At 64.9% G+C, this 16,222-nt stretch carries 16 protein-coding genes; 5 read left to right on the forward strand and 11 right to left on the reverse strand.

What is annotated here, in order from left to right; all coding sequences use genetic code 11:
* Positions 1–5: 5 nt before the first annotated feature.
* Together FBZ93_RS06605 and FBZ93_RS06610 are read left to right on the forward strand one after the other, a co-directional pair.
* Positions 6–1,091, forward strand: coding sequence for a substrate-binding domain-containing protein (locus FBZ93_RS06605; protein ID WP_146985129.1), 1,086 nt, complete (start codon positions 6–8; stop codon positions 1,089–1,091).
* A 109-nt stretch (positions 1,092–1,200) separates the two neighbouring features.
* On the forward strand, positions 1,201–1,938 hold the full coding sequence (locus FBZ93_RS06610; protein WP_146985130.1) for a glutamine amidotransferase: 738 nt from the start codon (positions 1,201–1,203) through the stop codon (positions 1,936–1,938).
* A gap of 25 nt (positions 1,939–1,963) precedes the next feature.
* On the opposite strand, the gene FBZ93_RS06615 is transcribed toward FBZ93_RS06610, so the two are convergent.
* The 5 genes from FBZ93_RS06615 to FBZ93_RS06635 form a co-directional block, all read right to left on the reverse strand.
* On the reverse strand, positions 1,964–2,401 hold the full coding sequence (locus FBZ93_RS06615; protein ID WP_146985131.1) for a DoxX family protein: 438 nt from the start codon (positions 2,399–2,401) through the stop codon (positions 1,964–1,966).
* Positions 2,401–3,258, reverse strand: a complete 858-nt coding sequence (locus tag FBZ93_RS06620; protein ID WP_146985132.1) for an intradiol ring-cleavage dioxygenase — start codon at positions 3,256–3,258, stop codon at positions 2,401–2,403. Before FBZ93_RS06620 ends, FBZ93_RS06615 begins: the two co-directional genes overlap by 1 nt.
* Positions 3,251–4,342, reverse strand: a complete 1,092-nt coding sequence (locus FBZ93_RS06625; protein WP_146985133.1) for a maleylacetate reductase — start codon at positions 4,340–4,342, stop codon at positions 3,251–3,253. Before FBZ93_RS06625 ends, FBZ93_RS06620 begins: the two co-directional genes overlap by 8 nt.
* Positions 4,343–4,344: 2 nt before the next feature.
* Positions 4,345–5,703, reverse strand: coding sequence for an MFS transporter (locus tag FBZ93_RS06630; RefSeq protein WP_208763970.1), 1,359 nt, complete (start codon positions 5,701–5,703; stop codon positions 4,345–4,347).
* A gap of 158 nt (positions 5,704–5,861) precedes the next feature.
* Positions 5,862–6,836 (reverse strand): amidohydrolase family protein, encoded by a 975-nt coding sequence (locus FBZ93_RS06635; RefSeq protein WP_146985135.1) that lies wholly within the window; start codon positions 6,834–6,836, stop codon positions 5,862–5,864.
* 184 nt (positions 6,837–7,020) lie between these two features.
* Here FBZ93_RS06635 and FBZ93_RS06640 point away from each other — a divergent pair, with 184 nt between their 5' ends.
* Both FBZ93_RS06640 and FBZ93_RS06645 read left to right on the forward strand, forming a co-directional pair.
* The gene (locus FBZ93_RS06640) at positions 7,021–7,584 is read left to right on the forward strand and encodes a MarR family winged helix-turn-helix transcriptional regulator (protein WP_167528943.1); all 564 of its coding nucleotides are present in this window, start codon (positions 7,021–7,023) and stop codon (positions 7,582–7,584) included.
* 18 nt (positions 7,585–7,602) lie between these two features.
* Positions 7,603–8,802, forward strand: coding sequence for a 3-hydroxybenzoate 6-monooxygenase (locus FBZ93_RS06645; protein WP_146985137.1), 1,200 nt, complete (start codon positions 7,603–7,605; stop codon positions 8,800–8,802).
* Here the strand turns inward: FBZ93_RS06645 and FBZ93_RS06650 are convergent.
* The 6 genes from FBZ93_RS06650 to FBZ93_RS06675 all read right to left on the reverse strand — a co-directional run bounded on the left by FBZ93_RS06650 (position 8,799) and on the right by FBZ93_RS06675 (position 14,685).
* On the reverse strand, positions 8,799–9,698 hold the full coding sequence (locus FBZ93_RS06650) for an SMP-30/gluconolactonase/LRE family protein (protein WP_208763971.1): 900 nt from the start codon (positions 9,696–9,698) through the stop codon (positions 8,799–8,801). The genes FBZ93_RS06645 and FBZ93_RS06650 overlap by 4 nt on opposite strands.
* A gap of 125 nt (positions 9,699–9,823) precedes the next feature.
* Positions 9,824–10,237: a globin family protein gene (locus tag FBZ93_RS06655; protein ID WP_146985138.1), complete on the reverse strand. Its 414-nt coding sequence runs from the start codon at positions 10,235–10,237 to the stop codon at positions 9,824–9,826.
* 115 nt (positions 10,238–10,352) lie between these two features.
* Positions 10,353–11,147 carry an ABC transporter ATP-binding protein gene (locus tag FBZ93_RS06660; protein WP_146985139.1) on the reverse strand — a complete coding sequence of 265 codons (795 nt, stop codon included), beginning with the start codon at positions 11,145–11,147 and terminating at the stop codon, positions 10,353–10,355.
* A 10-nt stretch (positions 11,148–11,157) separates the two neighbouring features.
* Positions 11,158–12,057, reverse strand: a complete 900-nt coding sequence (gene ntrB, locus FBZ93_RS06665; RefSeq protein WP_146985140.1) for a nitrate ABC transporter permease — start codon at positions 12,055–12,057, stop codon at positions 11,158–11,160.
* 60 nt (positions 12,058–12,117) lie between these two features.
* Positions 12,118–13,428 (reverse strand): CmpA/NrtA family ABC transporter substrate-binding protein, encoded by a 1,311-nt coding sequence (locus FBZ93_RS06670; protein WP_146985141.1) that lies wholly within the window; start codon positions 13,426–13,428, stop codon positions 12,118–12,120.
* A 342-nt stretch (positions 13,429–13,770) separates the two neighbouring features.
* Positions 13,771–14,685: a dioxygenase gene (locus tag FBZ93_RS06675; RefSeq protein WP_146985142.1), complete on the reverse strand. Its 915-nt coding sequence runs from the start codon at positions 14,683–14,685 to the stop codon at positions 13,771–13,773.
* A gap of 146 nt (positions 14,686–14,831) precedes the next feature.
* Between FBZ93_RS06675 and FBZ93_RS06680 the strand changes: the two genes are divergently transcribed.
* A complete protein-coding gene (locus tag FBZ93_RS06680) occupies positions 14,832–16,106 on the forward strand; it encodes a serine hydrolase domain-containing protein (RefSeq protein ID WP_146985143.1) in 1,275 nt (424 codons plus the stop codon).
* Positions 16,107–16,222: the final 116 nt, after the last annotated feature.

Here is a 16,222-nt window from a genome sequence, read left to right on the forward strand (position 1 = left end):
GCACAATGCTGCAAATCGAGATCGAGACCGTCTGGCGCTTCCGCAAGGAGAACTCACCGCAGACCGCGGTCGTGATGCTCGGCATCCTCAATGAGATCAGGAAGACCGGTAAGATCACCAGCGCCGCCACCGACGCGCAGCTGTCGTATCGCCACGTCTGGAACCTGATCGAGCAATGGTCCGACTTCTTCGGCGTTCCGCTGGTGGAAACCCAGCGCGGCAAGGGCTCGAAACTGACGCCGTTCGGCGAGAAGCTGGTGTGGGCCGGCGAACGCATGCAGGCGCGGCTCGGGTTGCAACTCGAGAACCTCGCGCAGGAACTGGTCACCGAGATCAAGCCGTTCCTCGAGCAGCGGCCGCAGGTGATCCGGGTCCATGCCAGCCACGGCTTTGCGGTGTCCAAGCTGCGCGAGTTCCTCGATCGCGCAGGCGGCGTGGGCGTCGACCTGCGCTATGTCAGCAACCAGAACTCGCTGGTCTCGCTGGCGCAGGGTGCATGCGATCTCTCCGGCGTGCATCTGCCGCACGGCGAGTTGCGGGCACAGGGCATCAAGGCCTGCCGCGAATGGTTGGATCCGCGCGAGGACCGCGCGATCAATTTCGTGACGCGCGAAATGGGCCTGATGGTCAAGCGCGGCAACCCGCTGAAGATCACTTCCCTGAAGGACCTGGTCGCAAGCAAGGCCCGCTTCGTCAACCGCGATCATGATTCCGGCACGCGGCTGCTGTTCGATCAATTGCTGGCGCTGCACAAGATCCCGGCAAGCCGGATCAACGGCGCCCAGCACATGGAGTTCACCCACGCCGCGGTCGCCGCCTACGTCGCAAGCGGCATGGCGGATGCGAGCTTCGGCGTCGAGGCCGCCGCACGGCAGTTCGGGCTCGACTTCATCCGCCTGCTGACGGAAGATTACTTCTTCGTCTGCAAGCGTGCGTTCCTCGAGACCGAGCCGATGGAGCGGGTGCTCGACATCATCAAGAGCAGCGAGTTTCACAAGGCAGTGGGCGCCCTTCCCGGCTATGTCGCCTCCAATACCGGCGCCGTCAGCGGCGTGAAGGATTTTCTCGAGAAGATGCATTCGAACCGCTGATCCGATACGATCCCTTGTACGATCAGCTTGTACGATCCCTTGCGACTGGACTCGTTCCGATCCGTTGCGCTATATTTGAGATTATATAGCGAAAGTCTGGACGTTGAAGATGCGACCAACCCGCTCCGCCATTGCCATCCGCCATGTGGCGTTCGAGGATCTCGGGCTGCTTGCTCCGATCATGGAACGCGCGGGCTGGAGCGTGGCGTTCTGCGACGCCCCGGTCGACGACCTCTCCGATCGCGCAATCCGCGATGCCGATCTCCTGATCGTGCTGGGCGGGCCGATCGGGGTCTATGAGACCGAGACCTATCCGTTCCTTGCGACCGAGATCGCGCTGCTGGAACACCGTCTGCGCCGCGACCTGCCGACGCTCGGCATCTGCCTCGGCGCGCAACTGATGGCGCAGGCGCTCGGCGGCCGCGTGTTCCCCGGCAAGGTGAAGGAAATCGGCTGGGGGCCGGTCGACCTGACGCCTGAAGGCAAATCATCCTGCCTGCGCAATCTGCACGCCAACGTGCTGCACTGGCACGGCGATACGTTTGACCTGCCGAGCGATGCGGTACGGCTGGCCTCGAACGCCAACTACGAGAACCAGGCCTTCGCCTGGGGCCGCAACGCGCTGGCGCTGCAATTCCACCTCGAGGCCGATCCGCGGCAGCTTGAGGAATGGTATGTCGGCCACGCCGTCGAACTGTCGGCGGCGAAGGTCTCGATATCAGAACTGCGCGCAACGACGCAGGCGCTGGCGAGGCCGGTCGCCGCGCAGGCCGAGCAGGTGTTCAGCGACTGGCTTCTTTCCATCGCACCGGCCGACGGCGTCCGTCGCTCCAGCGCCGGCGCGTAAGCCGCCGCCGCTGTGGCCGCAGCAATCAGGAGCCTGCACGCACGGCGTAGCTTCCCGGCCCATAGGCCGCGATGAGCGCGAGCGCGCCAAGCAGGCCAAGGTTCTTCAGAAAGTTGATGGTCTGGGCGACGACCTGCGCCTCGGGCGCGGCCCAGAAATTGTGAAACATCAGCGTCGCGGCGATCGTGAACAGGAACAGGACGCCAGCCGCCTGCCGCGCGAACAGGCCGAGCACCAGCGCCATGCCGCAGCCAAGCTCGACCGCGGTCGCACCCGCCGCAAGCACCGCACCGATGCCGTCGGCGCCGCCGAGGCGTCCGGCGGTCACGGAGAAGGCCATCAGCTTGCCGATGCCGCTGTAGAGAAACAGCGGTGCGATCGCCAGCCGGGCAAACAGCAGGACCCAGGAATCGGAAAGCCGCCCGGTCTTGTCGGCCGCCGCAATGTGAGTGGAACTTGACATCAGCTGTCTCCTTTGATGTTGGGAAGCGGTTTCAAACCAAACCGGTATGTGAGGCCGCGCTGAACTTTTCCGGATTGGTCCTCGCAGGAGAACGGCGCAATCAGCGAATTCTTGACGCCGAACACCGCATCGGAATCCAGATACGGACTTTCCGCATCGAAGATGTGAGTGATCAGCGTCTCATAGCCTTCGGCGGCGATCATGAAATGGACATGCGCCGGGCGATACGGGTGGCGCCCGAGCGCCTCGAGCATCCGGCCGACAGGGCCGTCATGCGGGATCGGATAGAACGCCGGCATGATCGATGTAAAGGCGAACCGTCCGTCGCCATCGGTCCTGAACCGCGCCCGCATCGCGAGCGATTGCAGGTCCGCCTGCTGGACGTCGTAATAGCCGTCGTCGTCGGCATGCCACACATCGACCGTCGCCCCGGCCAGCGGCCGGCCATCTGACGCGCAGACGACGCCGTTCACGCTGAGCTTCTCGCCGTCGATGCCGGCGGAGATATCGGCACCGAGCGGCAGTTCGGGCGCGGCGGCAACGAAGAACGGCCCCAGCACCGTCGTCTCGGTTGCGCCTTCGGGCATCCGGTGGTTGATCGCGTCGACCAGCATCGAGACGCCGAGCGTGTCGGACAGCAGAATGAACTCCTGCCGCTTGTCGCTGCACATCTGTCCCGTCCGGGTGAGGAAATCGATCGCCGCATTCCATTCGTCGAAGCTGAGCTCGATGTCGCGCACGAAATCATGCAGGTGGCGCACGAGGCTCGTCACCACCGTCTTGAGGCGCGCATCCCTGGTCTGCGCCAGGCTGTCGACCACAGCTTCGGTGATGTTGTGCTCGTCGAAATCACGCATGCGAGGCCTCCCGGCCGCTCGATGACGAAATTGGCCGCACGCCCTGAAGCGCGTCGTCGAGCAGCGCGCGAAGCGCCAGCACGGACAGCGGGCGCGGATTTGTATACGGCGTTTCCGCAGCCGCCGCCGCCGCGCGATCGATATCTGGCGGCTGCAATCCCAGCGCGGCAAGCGAGGTCGGCGCGCCGAGCCCGTTCGCCAGATCGAACAGCCCGGCGCTCGCATCGGTGGCGCCCAGCGCCAGCGCGATGCGCTGCATCGCATCGGCGGCCGCCGGTGCGTTGTAGGCGACCGCGTGTGGCAGGATCACCGCGTGGGTCTCCGCATGCGGCAGGTCGAACATGCCGCCGAGCGTATGGCAGAGCTTGTGATGCAGGCCCATGCTCACCGCATTGAGGCAGCAGCCGCACAGCCACGCCGCATAGAGCGCATCGGAGCGCGCGTCGCGATCGCCGGGCGCCGCCACCAGTTGCGGCAGCGAGTGAGCGAAGCGGCGGATGGCTTCGCCGGCGATCAGCGAGGTGACCGGATTACGATCATGCGCGTACAGCGCCTCGACCGCGTGGGCGATCGCGTTGAGGCCGGAGACGGCGCTCTGCTGCGGCGGCAGCGTGAGCGTCAGATCGACATCGTAGACGATCACCTCCGGCTGCACCCTGGCGCTGCGCAGCGTGGTCTTCCGGCCGCCCTCGGTCTGGCCGAGGATCGCGGTCGCCTCGGAGCCGGCATAGGTAGTCGGCAGCACGATCTGCGGAAGATCGGTATGAAGCGCGATCGCCTTGCCGAGCCCGGTCGCCGAGCCGCCGCCGAGCGCCACCACGCAATCCGCATCGAGCGCGCGCGCCTGCGCCACGGCCCTTGCCGTGACGTCAACCGGCGTATGCATCGCGGCTTCCGCGAACACACCGGCCGCCAGCGGGCCGACATCGGCGGCGAGCGTATCGGCCTCGCCGAGCTGCGGCGCGGTCGAGAGCAGCAGCGCCCGGCGGCACGAAAGCCGCCGGACTTCATCGGCAAGGCTTGCGCGCGTACCCGATCCGAAGATCACCCGGGTTGCCGGCGCGTTATAGGTGAATGGCTGCATCGTCACTCCGCGGGGGCCGGATCGATGGCCGCGGGCTGGGGCGCGGTGGCAAGTCCGAGCGAACCGATCGCGAGCGCGCCGACGATCGCGGCACCGCCGATCACCCAGAACACGATGTCCGGCCCGCCGGTCACCTGCTGCAGCAGTCCGATCAGATAGGGGCCGAGGATGGCACCGACCCGGCCGACGCCCAATTCCATGCCGACGCCGCTGGCGCGCAGCAGGGTCTCGTACGAGCCCGCGGTGAAATTGTTGAGCACGTGCTGCGCGCCGATGATGCAGAACCCGGCGATGGCAACGATCGCGAGATTGACGCCGTGACCGCTGACGAACACCAGGGCCAGCACCGCGATGCCGCCGGCGAGCCACCATGCGGCGAGGTAGCGCGGCGTCAGTGACATCTTGCGGTCGGCCAGCATCGCCAGCGTGAGCCCGCCGACGAACGACATCGCCTGCATCAGCGCGCCGAAGCCGAACGATGCCGCAAAGGTCTCGCCACGCTTCTGCATGACGGTCGGGATCCAGCCGGTCAGGCCGAAGATCGCGAACAGGCTCAGGAACGCGGTGATCCAGATCGTCAGCGAGACGCGGCGATAGCGCGGGCTCAGCAGCGCCGCGATCGGATTGGGCACGCTCCCCGCGTCGGCCGAGGTAAAGCTCGCGTTGCGATAGACCGCGGCGCGCTCCGGCCGCAGTCGCGCGAGCAGCGTACGTAACGCTTCGATCCGCCGCCGCGCCGCCAGGAATTGCGGGCTTTCGGGCAGCACTGCATGCGCCACGAAGGTCATCGGGATCGACAGCGCGCCGAGGTAATAGAGGATCTGCCAGCCGTAATGCGGCGTCAGATAGACGCCGACGAGTCCGGCGCAGACGCCGCCGAGCGACCAGCCGAGTGTCACGCCCCAGAGCGAGAATGCGTTGCTGACGCGGCGCGGCGCCAGCTCGTTGACGAAGGTCGTGCCGAGCGGCAACAACACGCCGAGACCGAGACCGGTCGCGAAGCGCAGCGCGCAGAAGCTCCAGAAATCGTTTGCGATCGTCGCGGTCAGCAGGGTGAAGACGTTGACGATCCACAGGCCGGCGAGCAGCGTGCCGCGCCGGCCGACCCGGTCGGCGACCGTGCCGTGCCCGACCGCGCCGAACAGGAATCCGACCAGACCCGAGCTCACCAGCAGCCCCGCCTGGCTCGGCGACAGCCCCCAGGGTTTTGCCACATAGTGGATGACATAAGCCGGATTGAACGTGTCATAACCGTCGAACAGCGTGATGAGCGTGATCAGGATGCCGAGGAGTATGTGCAGCCGTCCGACGGACGCACTGGACAACTCCTCTTGCACGTCGATTTGAGGCGAAGTGCTCACGGTTTCCTCCATTGCAACAGATGATGCGCCCTGCTCTGCGGCAGGTTGGAATGGCGCTTAGAGCCTTCCGTTCCGATTGCATCGGAACGGGGCTCTAGATTTTCGTTTTGACGCGCTTTCGTCACCGCGAACCGGCACCCATTTCGCTCGAAAACGCTCTAGAGCCTGAACAGGCTGCGGGCGTTGTCGCGGCCGATCTTGATGCGGTCGCCTTCGGCGATCGTTGCGCTATCGAACCATTCGGCGGCGTGGTCGATATTCTCGAACGGCCAATCGGCCGAGAACAGGATGCGGTCGGCGCCGATCTCGAGCATCGCATCGATCAGGGCCTGGGTGCGGAAATTGCCCGATGTCGTGATGTAGAAATTCTCCCGGAAGTAGTCGGCGATCTTGCGCTTGGCGGGATAGACGTTCTGCGCGCGCATCCATTTGTTGTGGTTGTCGACGCGCCACATCGAATACGGCAGACCCTCGCCCATGTGGCCGAGGATGATCTGCAGCCGCGGATAGGCATCGAACAGTCCCGAGCCCATCAGGCGCAGCGCGTGCACCGCGGTCTCCTGCCCGAACGCCCAGGTCGGCCCCATCAGCCAGCGATGGCCCTCGTAGATCGCAGCATCCTTCGCCAGCGGGTTGCGCGGATGCAGATAGAACGGGACGTCGAGGCGCTCGACCTCGGACCAGAACGGCCAGAACTCCTTGCGGTCGTAGTAGACGGCGCCGTCATGGCCTTCGACCTCGCTGAAGCCGTTGACGAGTGCGCCGCGGAATTTCAGCGCGCTCACGCAGCGATCGAGCTCGCGCGCCGCCGCCTCGGGATCCTGCATTGGTAGCGCGGCCAGGCCCTGGAAGCGCTCCGGCCGCCGCGCGACCTGCTCGGCCAGAAAATCATTGGCGCGGCGCGACAGCTCCAGCGCGTGGGCGCGATCCGGGATCGCCTGGATCGCCGGCGCGTTGAGCGACAGCAGCATCAGCTCGATGCCGTGCGCATCCATCTCGGCAAGCCGGCGGTCCTGAATGTCGAGCAGCCGGGCCTTGAGCTCGACCCAGTCGTCGGCCGGCGAGAAGCCTGCGCTGTCGCCAACCGTCTCCTCGATGGCGAAGTGCTCCTCGAGTGCGATCTTTCCCTGCATGGCGTCGTCCTTTCCGGCTCGCGTGCTCGTTTCCGTGTTGACAGAGCAAGACATCCGGTCCAGATATTTGTCAATGGGAAAGTTGCAAATGCAAATAATTGAGATGCAACTGTTGTCGGTGCGAGGACCGGCGGCTATTCCGGGCGGAAATCTCCCGCCAGGAACCAGGCCCGGACCTAACCCCATGTACCGATTTTCGAATTCGCTACCCTATCTGCTTGCCCGGCTCGGCGTGCGGATGGGCGATCTGTTCGTCCGCGTCATCCGTCACGAGAAGTTGACGCTGCCGATGTACCGAGTGCTCGCCGCTCTGTCGGAACAGGGACACCCGTTGCGGCTCGGTGAAATCGCCGAACTGACCTCGGCCGACGTCTCGACGCTGTCGCGCATTGTTGCCGAGATGAGCCGCGCCGGCCTCTTGACGCGCGACCGGCCGGAGAACGACCAGCGCAGCCTTCAGGTCGCACTGACGCCTGATGGCGCCGAGCTGGCAGCCCGGCTGATGCCGATCGCCCAATACTACGAGGAAGTTGCAACCGGCGCGATGTCGGCGAAGGAAGCGGCCGAGCTGAAGCGGGTGCTGGTCGAACTCTACAAGAATCTCGACCGGCTCGAGCACGAGGTCGAGGCCGGCCTGATCGAGGTACCCGCGGCGAAGGCGCCGAAAGCGATGCGCGAGCCGGAAGTCGATGCGAAGTCCGACGCCAAGGGCAGCGCCGGCCGTCGGCGCAAGATACCGAGGAAATAGAACCAACAGGGAGAGGACATGCGCAGGGATCCAATCATCATTGCAGGCGGCGGCATCGGCGGACTGGCCGCGGCGGTCGCGCTGGCCCGCAAGGGATTTCAGGTCACCGTGCTGGAGCGCGCGCCGCGCTATCAGGAGATCGGCGCCGGCATCCAGCTCGGCCCGAACGCCTTCCATGCCTTCGACCATCTCGATCTCGGCGATGCCGCGCGCTCGACTGCGGTGTTCATCGACCAGTTGCGGCTGATGGACGCGATCTCGGCCGAGGAGATCACCAGCATCGATCTCACCAGCTATTTCCGCCGGCGCTTCGGCAATCCCTATGCGGTGGTTCATCGCGGCGATTTGCACGGCATCTTCCTGCGCGCCTGCGAGGCGCATCCTTCCATCACGCTGCGCAGCGATTGCGATGTCGTCGGATATGAGCAGGACGGCGAGGCCGCCGCCGCACGGCTGAAGGGCGGCGAGCGCGTCAAAGGCTGCCTTTTGATCGGCGCCGACGGGCTGAGGTCGCGCATCCGCCAGCAGATGGTCGATGACGGCCCGCCACGAATCGCGGGCCACACCACCTATCGATCCGTCATCCCGACCGAGCAGATGCCGGAAGATTTGCGCTGGAACGCCGCAACGCTATGGGCCGGCGCCAAGTGCCATCTGGTGCACTATCCACTCTCGGGCTGGAAGGTCTTCAACCTCGCCATCACCTGCCACAACGACCCGGCGGAAGCCTTTGCCGCGAAGCCGGTGACCCATGAGGAGGTGCTGGCGGGCTTTCGCGACGTCCATCCGCGCGCCAAGGCGATTATTCACCATGGCAAGGACTGGAGAGCGTGGGTGACCTGCGACCGCGATCCTATCGAGCGCTGGGTTGACGGGCGCGCAGTGCTGCTCGGCGATGCCGCGCATCCGATGCTGCAATATTTTGCGCAGGGCGCCTGCATGGCACTGGAGGATGCGGTCTGGCTCGCTGAGCTACTGGGCGAGATGCCGGATCGCTTCGAGCATGCGTTGGAAAAGTACCGGCAGGTTCGGCTGATGCGCACGGCGCGAGTCCAGCTTCAGGCACGCGAACTCGGCACCCACGTCTATCATCCCGCCGGCGTGCACGCGCTGCTGCGTAATCAGCTGATCCGGGAGACCAGCCTCGAGCAATTCTGCGACAAACTGGCCTGGCTGTACGATTCTCCCTTCACCGAACGGCCGCGCGCCGCCGCCTAACCGAGCCCGCTGATATCGGCGACCAGCACCGAGCCGGTCACCGACTCCGTGATGTAGAGGCGGTCGCGCTTGGCGCCGCCGATCGCGACATTGGTGCAGCTCTGCCCGGCGCAGGACTTGATCCGCGCGATGCACTCGCCGTTCGGCGCGAACACGAAGACGTGGCCGAGCGAAGCGTGCGCGACGAACAGCCGACCGGCGCTGTCCATCGTCATGCCGTCGGGTCCGCTCGGGCCGAACAGCGAGCAGAAACGCCCGACCTTGGAGACACTGCCATCCTTCATGAACGGCGCGCGCCAGACCGCATTGTCGCGCGTCATGGCGACGAACAGCACCGCCTCATGCGGATCGAGCACCAGGCCGTTCGGACTGATACCGGTGTCGATCAGGCAGTCGAGCGCGCCATTCACCCGCAGCCGATAAACCCGGCCGGTCGGATCGTGCAGCCCGGTCTGGCCCTGATCGGTGAAATAGATGTCGCCGTTCGAAGCAATGTGCAGATCGTTGCAGCCGCGGAACGATTCCGAATTGCGCGAACGCAGCAGCGGCGTGACTTCGCCGGACCCGGGGTCGAGCTCCATCAGCCCGTGCCGGTAGTCGGCGATCAGGATGCGGCCCATCGGATCGATCTTCAGCCCGTTGGGCCAGCCGTCATACTCGGCGACCTGCGACCATGATTTGTCCGGCGCAATCCTGAAGATGCGGCCGAACGGAATGTCGACGATGTAGAGATTGCCATCGGCATCGAACGACGGCCCTTCGATGAAGCAGTCGGTCACCGCGCCCGGCCGGTTGGCATCGGCCCATTCGCTCGCCACCTTGCGGCGGAATTCGGCGGGCACGGCGGAGAAGACTTCGGTCGGAATCAGCTTCGGTGGCGTTTCCAGATACATCATTATTGGTTCACCCGTTGGCGGATCGGGCGAACCTTAGTTGCTTGCCTCTGTCATTGCGAGCGCAGCGAAGCAATCCACCTATCCGCCTGCGCGATAGCCGGATTGGCCGCGCCCCGCAACGCCGCTTATGCCGCGCCATAGGCTTCCGAAATCATGTAGCCGGACAGCGTGCCGTAGGCCGCGGTCCATGCGGCTGCAACATCAGGCGTCCAGGCCTCGCCGAGCCCCTTCTCCAAGGTCCACAGCAACGCGCCGCCGACGACCGGATAATGCTCGGGCTTGGCCCCATAGTTGACGTGACGTTTGGCGAGTGCACTCGCGGCGGGCAGGATCGTGTCGAGATTGCTGAGCCCATTGACGACGACGGCGAGCGTCGTCATCAACTTCTTGCGCTGCTCTTTCATATCGGCTGGAAACATCGCCTTCACGGCGGGCGCGACTTCGAACAAGCGATCGTAGAAGATGACAGCAGCTTGCTCCGACATCGGTGCGACCTTGCCAAAGCTATCCTGAACCAGCTTGATTTGGGCCGGATTCATCGCAATTCTCCCTGGTCATGAAATGAGTTCTGAAATGACTTCTCAAAATGCGAGCATTGGTAGCCGCATCCGGCGTTTCGGTTCAAAGCGGAAACGCTTGCCATCGCGTTGATCATCATGCCGCCTCGACGAAGCTGTGGCGCTCATAGAGGAATTCGAGCACGCGCTGCCGGCACTTCAGGTAGCTGGGGTTGGTCGCGAGTTCGAGCCGCTTGCGCGGGCGCGCCAGCGGCACCTCGAGCACCTCGCCGATCCGCGCGCTCGGGCCGTTGGTCATCATCACAATGCGGTCCGACAGCAGCACGGCCTCGTCGACGTCGTGGGTGATCATCAGGATGGTGTTGCCGAGCTTCTGGTGCAGCGCCATCACCGAATCCTGCAAGTGCGCCCGGGTCAGCGCGTCGAGCGCGCCGAACGGCTCGTCGAGCAGCAACACTTTCGGCTCCATCGCGAGCGCCCGCGCGATGCCGACGCGTTGCTTCATGCCGCCGGAGATCTCGCTCGGCCGCTTGTCCCTGGCATGCGCCATCTGCACCAGGCTGAGATTGTGCATCACCCAGGCGTCGCGCTCGGCACGGCTCTTGGTTTTGGCAAACACCTTGTCGACGCCGAGCTTGACGTTCTCGTAGACGGTGAGCCACGGCAGCAGGCTGTGGTTCTGGAACACGACGGCGCGATCCGGTCCCGGCGAATTGACCTCGCGGTTCTCCAAGAGCACGCCGCCATTGGTGGCGCCGGTGAGGCCGGCGACGATGTTGAGCAAGGTCGACTTGCCGCAGCCGGAATGGCCGATGATCGAGACATATTCGCCCTTCTCGATCGTCAGGTTGATGTCCTTCAGCACCTCCGTGGTGGCGTTGCCGCGGGCAAAGGTCTTGTCGATGTGATCGAGCTTCAGATAGGCCTGCATGATTTGTCCCTCAGTTCGCCGCCGTGCCGCGGGTCACAATTTTGCCGAGGCCCGCAATAAGGCGGTCGAGCACGAAGCCGATGATGCCGACATAGAACAGCGCCAGGATGATTTCGCTGATGTGCGAGGAATTCCACGCATCCCAGATGAAGAAGCCGATGCCGACGCCCCCGATCAGCATCTCGGCGGCAACGATCGCGAGCCAGGACAGGCCGATGCCGATGCGCAGGCCGGTGAACATGTAGGGCGCGGCCGCCGGGATCATGATCTTGGTGAAGAACTCCAGCGGATTGAGCTGCACGACGGCGGCGACGTTGCGGTAATCCTGCGGAATGTTACGGATGCCGACCGCGGTGTTGATGATGATCGGCCACACCGAGGTGATGAAGATGACGAAGATCGCCGAGGGCTGGCCGTCGCGGAACGCGGCGAGCGACAGCGGCAGCCAGGCGAGCGGCGGGATAGTCCGCAGCACCTGGAACAGCGGATCGAGCCCGCGCATCGCCCAGACCGATTGCCCGACCAGCGTGCCGAGCGCGATGCCCGCGACCGCCGCCAGCGAATAGCCGTAGGCGACGCGCTGCAGGCTGGCGGAGAGATGCCAGAACAGGCCCTTGTCGATGCCGCCATTGTCGAAGAACGGATCGAGGATCAACTCCCTGGTGTCCTTGAACACTTTCGACGGCGGCGGCAGGCTGGAGCCGGCGCGCCGGCAGATCAGCTCCCACACCACCAGCAGCAGCGCGACCACGATCAGCGGCGGCACCACGCGCGCCGCGGTCTCCTTCGCCATCCTGGCGTAGGTCTCGGCGCGCGGCGCGCGCTTCGGCGTCATGGTCACGACCGGCGCCGCGGCGGCCTGCGGGATCGTCGCCGCTGACAGTTCAGTCTTGATGGCAGGCATCGACATTGAACGAAAATCTCCGTGGTCAGGCGACGGGCCGCGCCAGAGAGCGCGGCCCTGTCGGGCTCAGACATCGACGCGCTTGATGGACAGCGACTTCAGATACGCGGCGGGATCGGCGGGATCGAATACCTTGCCGTCGAAGAAGGTCTCCTTGCCGCGCGAGGTCGAGGTGGGGATGTCGGTGACGCCGAGCTCCTTGGCGGCCTCCTTCCAGAGATCCTCGCGGTTGACCTTGGCGATCAGCGCCTTGGTGTCGAAGCCCGCCTCGTACTTGCCCCAGCGGATGTCCTCGGTCAGGAACCAGAGGTCGTGGCTCTGATAGGGATAGGACGCGTTGTCCTTCCAGAACCGCATCTGCTGCGGCGAGTTCTCGACCACCCGGCCGGTGCCGTAGTCGAACTTGCCCTTCATGCGGTCGGTGATGTCTTCCACCGGACAGTTGATCCACTGCCGCTTGGCGCAGATCGCCGCGGTCTCCTCGCGGTTCTCCGCCTTCTCGCACCACTGCTGGGCTTCCATCACAGCCATCAGCAGCGCCTTCGCGGCCTTCGGGTTCTTGTCGACCCAGGCGGCGCGCAGGCCGAACGATTTCTCCGGATGCTTGTCCCAGAGTTCGCCGGTCGTGATCGCGGTGTAGCCGATCTCCTGATGAATCAGCTGCAGATTCCACGGTTCGCAGACGCAGAAGCAATCCATCGTGCCGACCTTCATGTTGGCCACCATCTGCGGCGGCGGCACCACGATGGTCTCGATGTCCTTGTCGGGATCGATGCCGCCGGCGGCGAGCCAATAGCGAATCCACAGATCATGCGTGCCGCCGGGGAAGGTCATCGCGGCCTTCACCGCCTTGCCGGACGCCTTCTTCTTCTCCAGCGCCGCCTTGAACGGCGCGGTGTCGATGCCGACCTTGAGATCGGCATATTCCTTGGCGACCGAGATGCACTGACCGTTCAGATTGAGCCGCGCCATGACGTACATCGGCGTCGGCTGATTGTTCTGCGTCACCTTGCCGGCCGAGATCAAATACGGCATCGGGGTCAGGATATGCGCGCCATCGATGCCGTTGCCCTCGGAGCCGAGCACGAGATTGTCGCGCGTGGTGCCCCACGAGGCCTGCTTCTGCACCTCGACGTCGGGCATGCCGTATTTGGCGAAGATGCCCTTCTCCTTGGCGACGAACAGCGGCGAGGCATCGGTGAGCGCGATGAAGCCGAGCTTGGCGCCCTTCACTTCCGGACCGGCTCCTTCAGCGAATGCACCAGCGGGAAAGTTGAACTTGGCTGCCGCGAGCAGCGCGGCGGCGCCGCTGGTTGCCTTCAGGAGCCGGCGACGGCTGATCGCACGGCTCGGGGGCGTGTTGCTGGGCTTGGTCATCGGTCGTCCTTTGCGTCGTTGCGTTAGGTGTTGCGTCTGTGCGTCGAGCACCGTCCGTCGGGTGGCGACGCGCACAGGGCGCAAAAGGGCGTGCACCGGGGAGCCCCGGTCTGGCGGCGTCAGAAATCCGATGGGGTGGCCTCGAGGGACGGCTTCAATGGCGTCGGCGTTAGACTATTCAAGCCCCGTGCCAAGCTACCGCAGTGCAAAAATCGATTTTATCGCAATATTTTGCGCAACTTGTCGCAGCGCGCAGAGGTCTCTGCGCGCTGCCAAAGAATGCGATTCGCTCAATTCTTGTGCGCCGCACATGATTTGAGCAGCAGGTTTTGGACGACGCGATCAGGCGTCTTCGGTGACCTTGGTGCCGAGCGGCGCGGGCGCCATTCCGCCACCCGGCTTCACGTGGAATTCGTAAGTCATCAGGCTCCACGGCCCATCCGAGCGCTGACCGTCGGGCATCACAGGATCGGCGCGCTTCTCGACCTTGGCGATCAGTTCGTCCTTCACGCCGAACACCACATCGGAATCGATATACTCATCGCCTTCGACGAACACATGCGTGATCAGCGGCTCATGGCCCTTGGCGTTGACCAGGAAGTGCACATGCGCCGGCCGCATCGGGTGCCGGTTGGTCTGCGTGATCATCTGCCCGACCGGGCCGTCGGTCGGGATCGGGTAGCTGCACGGCACGATGGTGCGGAAGAAGAAGCGGCCATCGGCATCGGTGATGAAGCGCGCGCGCGACGACGGACCTTCGCTGGCATAGCTCGGCTTCTGCGAGTCGTAGAACCCGTCGTCATCGGCGTGCCAGACATCGACCGGCACATTGGCGAGCGGCTTGCTGTTGAGGTCGGTGACGCGGCTCTGCACGAACATGCGCTCGCCGGGCAGGCTCGCCGAGATGTCGGTGCCGTGCGGCGTCACCTTGTGCTCGCCGACATAGAACGGGCCGAGCACGGTGGTCTCGGTCGCGCCGTCGCGATGCCTGTGGTTGACCGCGTCGACCAGCATCGACACGCCGAGCACGTCGGACAGCAGGATGAACTCCTGGCGGATGTCGGTGCACTTCTGCCCGGTGCGGGTCAGGAAGCCGATCGCGTGGTCCCACTCCTCGAAGGTGAGATCGGTCTTGCGTACATAATCGTGCAGCGACTTCACCAGTTCCTGCAGCAGGAACTTGACCCTGGGATCGGGCGTCTGGTCGAAGCTGCGGATGACGGCGGCGGTGAGCTCGGTTTCGTTGAACTGGGTCATCTCGGCGTTTCCCTTGAGGGCCCTTTGGGGCGCGATTGCAGGGGCGAGCGTACACCACCGGCACGGGGCCGGTAAGCAGCGGCCGATTGGTGCAGCGGACACTTTTCGGCTATCAAGGCTGCCTCGCCAGCCGGAGAAATTGCCCGATGTTAGCTCCCACGCCTGCCTCGCCCGAATCCGCGGGAATGTCGACCACCGCGCTCAACCGCCTCGAAGCGCATCTGAAGAGCCGCTACCTCGATTCCGGCCGCTTTCCGGGCACGCAGGTCCTGATCTATCGCCGCGGCAAGATCGTGCATTCCACCGTCCAGGGCTTTGCCGATCTCGAGCGCAAGGCGCCGATGAAGGACGACACGATTTTCCGCATCTATTCGATGACCAAGCCGATCACCTCGGTCGCCTTCATGATGCTGGTCGAGGAAGGCAAGGTCGCGCTCGACGAGCCGGTCGCAAAGTACATTCCGGAATGGAAGAACCTCGGCGTGTTCGTCGCCGGCACTGCGCCCGCCTTCCTGACCCGCCCGCCAACGCGGCCGATGCAGATCGTCGACCTGCTGCGCCACACCTCGGGCCTCACCTACGGCTTCCAGCAGCGCTCCAATGTCGACGCCGCCTATCGCGAGAAGAAGATCGGCGAGGTCATCAAGGCCGGCACGCTCGACAGCATGATCGAGGACCTGGCGAAGATCCCGCTGGAGTTCTCGCCGGGCGAAGCCTGGAATTACTCGGTCTCCACCGACGTGCTCGGCTATCTGGTCGGCAAGATCTCGGGCATGCCGTTCGAGCAGTTCCTGAAGGAGCGGATCTTCAAGCCGCTCGGCATGAACGACACCGATTTCTTCGTGCCGGCCGACAAGGCGCATCGCTTTGCCGCCTGCTATTCCGCCGACCCGCAGGGCGGCTTCAACCCGCTCGCCGCCGAGCGCAAGGGCACACTGACCCTGCAGGACGATCCGACGACCAGCTCGTTCCTGTCGCCGCCCTCGCTGGTCTCGGGCGGCGGCGGGCTGTGCTCGACCGCGGCAGACTACCTGACCTTCTGCCGCGCGCTGCTCAACGGCGGCGAGCTCGGCGGCGTCCGGCTGCTCGGCCCGAAGACGCTGAAGCTGATGGCCTCCAACCACCTGCCCGGCGGCGTCGACCTGCCGGCGATGTCGCGCTCGATGTTCGCCGAGGCCGCCTATAACGGCATCGGGTTCGGCCTCGGCTTCGCCGTCACCATGCACCCGGCGCAGACGCTGATCGCCGGCAGCCCGGGCGAATTCAACTGGGGCGGCGCCGCGACGACGTCGTTCTTCATCGATCCGGCCGAAGAGCTGATCACCATCTTCATGACCCAGGTGCTGCCGTCGAGCGCCTATCCGCTGCGGCGCGAGCTGCGCACCATGGTCTACGCCGCGATCACCGAGAGCAATCTCTGACCGATGACTCTTCCGCGGCGCAGGGTGTGCGCCGCGGAATTTTTCCGACCACAGTCATTTCCTTTGGCGGACTTTTCCCGCTTCCCCTAAGCTCACCGCAAACGGGCACCCACCCG

This window comes from Bradyrhizobium macuxiense (assembly GCF_007993935.1).
Lineage (GTDB): Bacteria > Pseudomonadota > Alphaproteobacteria > Rhizobiales > Xanthobacteraceae > Bradyrhizobium > Bradyrhizobium macuxiense_A.